The sequence below is a fragment of the Acetomicrobium mobile genome (assembly GCF_937920065.1).
Map to the genome: position 1 here is coordinate 1 of NZ_CALETC010000139.1, position 5,205 is coordinate 5,205.

The 5,205-nt window shown below is 45.0% G+C and carries 5 protein-coding genes and 1 pseudogene; 1 reads left to right on the top strand and 5 read right to left on the bottom strand.

Features of this window, described 5'->3' with window-relative positions; translation table 11 throughout:
* Nucleotides 1-350 (top strand): annotated as a pseudogene (locus Q7P41_RS05510) (hypothetical protein); the annotation flags it as partial.
* Between the two features lie 160 nt (nucleotides 351-510).
* Here the strand turns inward: Q7P41_RS05510 and Q7P41_RS05515 are convergent.
* The 5 genes from Q7P41_RS05515 to Q7P41_RS05535 form a co-directional block, all read right to left on the bottom strand.
* The gene (locus Q7P41_RS05515) at nucleotides 511-894 is read right to left on the bottom strand and encodes a DUF6672 family protein (protein ID WP_303882785.1); all 384 of its coding nucleotides are present in this window, start codon (nucleotides 892-894) and stop codon (nucleotides 511-513) included.
* A gap of 59 nt (nucleotides 895-953) precedes the next feature.
* A complete protein-coding gene (locus Q7P41_RS05520; protein ID WP_303882786.1) occupies nucleotides 954-2,054 on the bottom strand; it encodes an ABC transporter permease in 1,101 nt (366 codons plus the stop codon).
* The gene (locus Q7P41_RS05525; protein WP_303882787.1) at nucleotides 2,051-3,097 is read right to left on the bottom strand and encodes an ABC transporter permease; all 1,047 of its coding nucleotides are present in this window, start codon (nucleotides 3,095-3,097) and stop codon (nucleotides 2,051-2,053) included. Before Q7P41_RS05525 ends, Q7P41_RS05520 begins: the two co-directional genes overlap by 4 nt.
* Nucleotides 3,090-4,700, bottom strand: a complete 1,611-nt coding sequence (locus tag Q7P41_RS05530; RefSeq protein WP_303882788.1) for a sugar ABC transporter ATP-binding protein — start codon at nucleotides 4,698-4,700, stop codon at nucleotides 3,090-3,092. The genes Q7P41_RS05525 and Q7P41_RS05530 overlap by 8 nt, the downstream gene beginning before the upstream one ends.
* 110 nt (nucleotides 4,701-4,810) lie before the next feature.
* On the bottom strand, nucleotides 4,811-5,205 hold a 395-nt coding region (locus Q7P41_RS05535; RefSeq protein ID WP_303882789.1), incomplete at its 5' end, for a DUF3798 domain-containing protein.

Sequence of the window (5,205 nt, forward strand, 5' to 3'; positions counted from 1 at the left end):
ATTTCCAGGCCATCGTTAAAAAGATCGAAGAGGTGGTTAAAGAAAATGGCGCTTCCGGAAGGCTAGGAACATGGGCCTTTTCTTACGGATATACAAATTCTATCGGATTGGTTGAACTTGCCCGTCGCGTCATAGATGGAGAGGCTCAACTTGACCTGAAAAGCTTAGTGGCCGCCTTCGAGAAATACACCCCCGGAGCTAAATGGAACGGAAGTTACTACGTTGATATCAACACCGGCATAGAAAATAAAAGGCATGTCCTTTTGTATCAGGACACCTATGTTTTTGGGAAGGGATATTTGGGATTAACGAGCTTGCAAGTCCCGGAGAAATATTTCGCCATACGCTAAAACAAGCAATTTATCAAAATAAAGAGCGTCTGGCTTCCTAAATTTCAGGAAGAGACGCTCTATTTTTTACTGGTTGATACTAACCGGTCTTTACATACATTAAGGCCGTTGAGCTCGTAATTGTGCCGAAGCACTGCTAAGCGGACATTTTCAAAGGATTTTACTCTCGCTTAAATATGTACCTCTCGCTTCCACTTAATAAAGCCGGAATGCTCAAGAGGTCGCCTTCCTTCCCGCTTAACTTGAAAGTTTTTTCAATGGATTTTACTGCATTCCCTTCATCGTCCAGGACCTCTACCTTGATCTTGTGTTCGCCATAACCTATTAAAACCACCAAGTCAGCGCTTTTTTCTTTAAGTTCTAATTTATGTTCGTCATCAAAAATGACCCTAACCGGGCCTTGCACTTCAAAAGTTGTGCCCTCCATGGTGTAATCTTTGTTTTCAACGATGATTTGAAAGCCTTTGCCGATACGATATAAAAATATGCTCACGATTATCAGCAGCAAGACAAGGCCGATTTGCATTAATAGGCGTTTTTTCAAATAGATTACCTCCCCTTAGAGAAATATATATGCTCTACTGACGCTGCAAAGTTTATTTTTTAAGCCTCGCCTCTAAACATGCGTCTGGCATAGGCACGCTCTCTAGCACGACGCCACTCGTATATCACTAAAGCTACAGCCACCACGCCATATGATACGAAAACGCGGAAATATTCTCCCAGTTGCGCCTGCCCGATAAGGTATTTACCTGCCATAGGAGAGACGACAAACATGAGATGGAATAAAATTACGCCCACAAAGACGTTTGGCAGGGTTGCCTTTGCCACGCTCGCTCCTCCGACCAACAGTGCTGCGATGGCAAACATGCCAGCTTGCTCATGGCTGTTGTAGGTGTTAAGGGTGCCAATATTTTGTAAAAATATTATTTGTCCGTAGGCCGCCAACACGGTTGAGATCAAAATGGATATTAACCGAGTACGTTCAACCGGGATGCCTGCCGATCGAGCTACTTCCATATCTTGTCCTACGGCTCGCATGTCCTGTCCTAATTTGGTGCGACGAAACCAGATGATGAAAAAGCTGAAAACCGCTATAACGATGAAAGTCCCCAGGGGGATTTTTATCCCATGTATTGTAAGGGGTATGCAGTAGTCAAGGCAATTTCTGATCCCCAGGAGGTTTACGGCATTGCGGATCCCGTATCCTCTCGAGAGGACCAATTCCGGGCTACGTATGGGTACCAGGTACCCAAATAGGTACAACACTACGAGTTGGTAAAGGCCGTTCACGAAGAACCCCAATATATATGAAGTGACCATCTCGCGTCCCTTTGCTTTATTTAAGATGGCACCGCACATCCACCCCAAAGCAATGGCTAAAGGAGTTGATATAATCGCCGCAAGTGCCATTCCGGGGAGGCCAATTACCTTCCAGTCGGAGACTAATATCAGGCCTATTTGTCCTGCCATAGCCCCCAGGACCATGCCAAAATTTAAGCCCATTCCGGCGATGATGGGTATCAAAAGTGAGAGCACGAGGAAGGAATTCCTCGCAAGTCGAATTAGCATCTCCTGTATCAAATAGCTTGCCGAAAATTGAGATATCGGTATGGCAAATATCGACAGCAATATAAATATGATTGGAACGATATTGGCCATTAGAAATCTTTTTAAGTTAAATGCAGCTTCTCTTTTTTTCATCGCGATTTCACCCTTACTCCTCTAGTCAATGCATAAAGGATCATGCCGTTTGAAACTATGATCCTTATTACCTCTGACATGTCCGTTTGAAGCATGCTGTTTATGACCGATGGCGTCATCGTCAAGATACCCTGAAATAAAAAGGTGCCTATTATCACATGCGTGAGACTTGCCCGATTGATAGAGGCCCCTCCGAGCAAAATAGCAGCCACCGAAGGAAAAGCCATGTAAAATGGTCCCATGTAAAGCTGAATGAACCCGAAACTTTGTTCATATACTATGATACCAATGGCACCAAGCAAAGTAGACAGTATAACCGAAAGGGTTCGCATTTTGTCAATGTGTATTCCTGCTGCCCTAGCAAACTCAGGATTCGCGCCGACAGCTGACATAGCGGACCCTGTTTTTGTGTGAAAGAACATCCATAGGAGCAAACACATCAACGCAAAGAAAAGTATTGTTCCCGTAGGCACGAAGAAAAACTCACCAACTCTTAACGATAGGAAGTTGTTTAGCACGCCTCCCCAGTATTCCTGAACGCTTATGGTCGTTCGCAATCCCTTTCCGGCATAACCCCACACCATCGTTGGGTTGCGGAATGGCAACAGAAGCCACATGATGCACATAAATGCTACGGAGGAAAAACCTACGTAGGTTGCTATCATCATTTCGCCGCCTTTGACCCTGTTTAAAAGCTGTCCGTAGCCAAAGCCAAAAACGACCGCAAATGGAATTGATATTGCAATGGCTGTAAAAAAGCCTAAGAACCCAAGGGCATTCAATTCCAAGCTTATGGTAGCGCCTAAAAGTCCTGCAATGATTCCCAGCGGCAGGCCAAAGTTTAGGCCGCATCCGGATTGTACCATGGGTACCATTGCCAGGACTAAGATGCCGTTCATGCCAAACCTGACCAGAGTATCGCTTATAGATGAATCTATTCGCACATTTACGAATGGCGCCAGGACAAAAAGGGACAATAAAAATAGAGCAATGATGGCCCTTGGCCACCCGATGTCAGCAATAAATTTTTTAATCCTATCCAACTGAAATCACACCTTCCTCGACCGTTGGCTTTGCGCCCATGAGGAGAAGCCCAAATTCCGAGCTATCGGTTGAAGCAGGGAGTATGCCGGCAATCTTTCCTTCATGAACTATTGCAATGCGGTCACAAATAGCTCGCATTTCCTCAAGCTCCGATGAGGTTACGACTATTGTGGTTCCTTGCTCGCGGTTTCTTTTATATATCATGTCCAATACCAGCGATTTCGCCCCAACGTCTATGCCTCTGGTGGGCTCAGATACGAATAGAAGTTTAGGATTCAATGCGAAAGCTCTGGCGAGACACACTTTTTGCTGATTCCCTCCGGAAAGCTCTCTTACCTTTTGGTTTTCATGCAGGCACTTAATGGCAAGCATATTGATATATTCTCTGGCTGCCTTCATTATTGCCCTGTCGTCCCTCCATTTAACAACTCCGCCCAAGAATTTTTTAATATAGAGTTCATGTATCTGCATTGCGGTAAATGCGATATTCAATGCTATCCCTTCGTCGAGGATTAATCCTACCCCTCTTCTATCCTCGGACACAAAACCGATCCCTTTCTTTAAGGGGATAGTCGGATCATTTAACGGTAAAGGCTGTCCTTCAAAGGTTACCTTTCCTCCGGCCGGGTAAAGCCCCATTATTCCATTCGCTATACCGAGCTTCCCCTGTCCGGCCAGGCCGCCAATCCCTAAAATTTCACCCTTGTATATCGTTAAGTTTACGTCCCTTACCGTTTCTCCCGGCATGTCCACCCAAAGGTGTTCAATTGTCATGGTAGGAGTGCTAAACACCCTTTCTTGAGCGGCTCTGGTGGTTAACCCCTCAATTCTGCGTCCGACCATTGCGCTGGCTATCTCTCGAATGTTCGTTTCCGAAGCCTTTTTCTCCAGAGTGATTTCTCCATCCCTGAGGACTACTATGCGATTGGATACTTCGAGTACCTCTTGAAGTCTGTGGGATATGAAAATTATGCCTATCCCCTGTGACGCGAGGCGCTTCACGGCCTCGAGCAAAATTTCTGCCTCGGATTCCGTCAAAACTGCAGTGGGTTCATCTAATACCAACAATCTTGTGTTTTCCTTCTCTATCTCCCTGGCGATCTCGGTGAACTGTTTATGGCCCACCGGCATTTCGGAAATTATCATTTCAGGATCGATGGAAACTTCCAATCTTTTTATCGCCCGGATGGCCCTATCCTTCATCTTCGGGTAATCCAGCGTTGCAAGCCGTTCGCCAAATATTTCGACCAGAAAATTATACAAGGTAGATTCTCTGTTTAAAACGATGTTTTCTACTGCTGTAAAACCTGGTATCAATGAAAATTCCTGGTGCACCATCCCTATGCCGGCATCTAAAGCTTGCAGAGGACTAGTAAAGCACACTTCTTGGCCCTCCAAGTAAATCTTCCCCTCGAAGCCACCTGTTTCAAAAATAACTGGCAAACCGAAGAGAATATTCATTAAAGTTGATTTACCGGCGCCATTTTCACCAACCAAACCCAATATTTCTCCTCTTTCAAGCGTTAGGTTAACGTTGCGCAGTACCGTGTTCTCGAAAAAGGATTTTGTTATACCTTCCATACGTAAAAGCGTAGAAGACATATACAGTTCACCTCTTGCATATTTAGCCTTACGGCATCTCTGAGTAACAGAGGGGAAGCCCCGCTTCCCCTCTGTTAAGACAAAATTTGCTCGCTCTGTTTGCCGTGAAGTTATTTAATTGTAAGGTATTTTTCAGGGATTTCAACCTTGGTCATTTCAAGATAACCTTTTCCGAAGACGTAGGTATCTTGATATACCAACATATGGTTTTTCTTTTCAATGCCTGTGTTAAGATCTACGTAATAGCCGCAATTCCAAGAGGCACCAGGGGTGAACTTCTCATAAGAAGCAATTAAATCGCTCAGAGATATCGTGGCATTTCCGTCTATGATACGTTTTGCCAATTCTCCCAGTCCTACCGTAGTCGTATATCCAAAAGAGTAAACCCAGGTCCCGAGTCGTCCTGCAGCACCTTTTTCTACGATAACCTCTTCGATTTTCTTTGTAATTGCCTGGAAATCGCCCTTCTCAGCCGACAAGTCTATTCCCAGAGCTCCGGGATATC

Bases quoted from the DNA above. Each gene is read 5' to 3' on its own strand.
- Q7P41_RS05520 (WP_303882786.1), bottom strand. From the start codon at position 2,054: ATGAAAAAAAGAGAAGCTGCATTTAACTTAAAAAGATTTCTAATGGCC.
- Q7P41_RS05530 (WP_303882788.1), bottom strand. From the start codon at position 4,700: ATGTCTTCTACGCTTTTACGTATGGAAGGTATAACAAAATCCTTTTTC.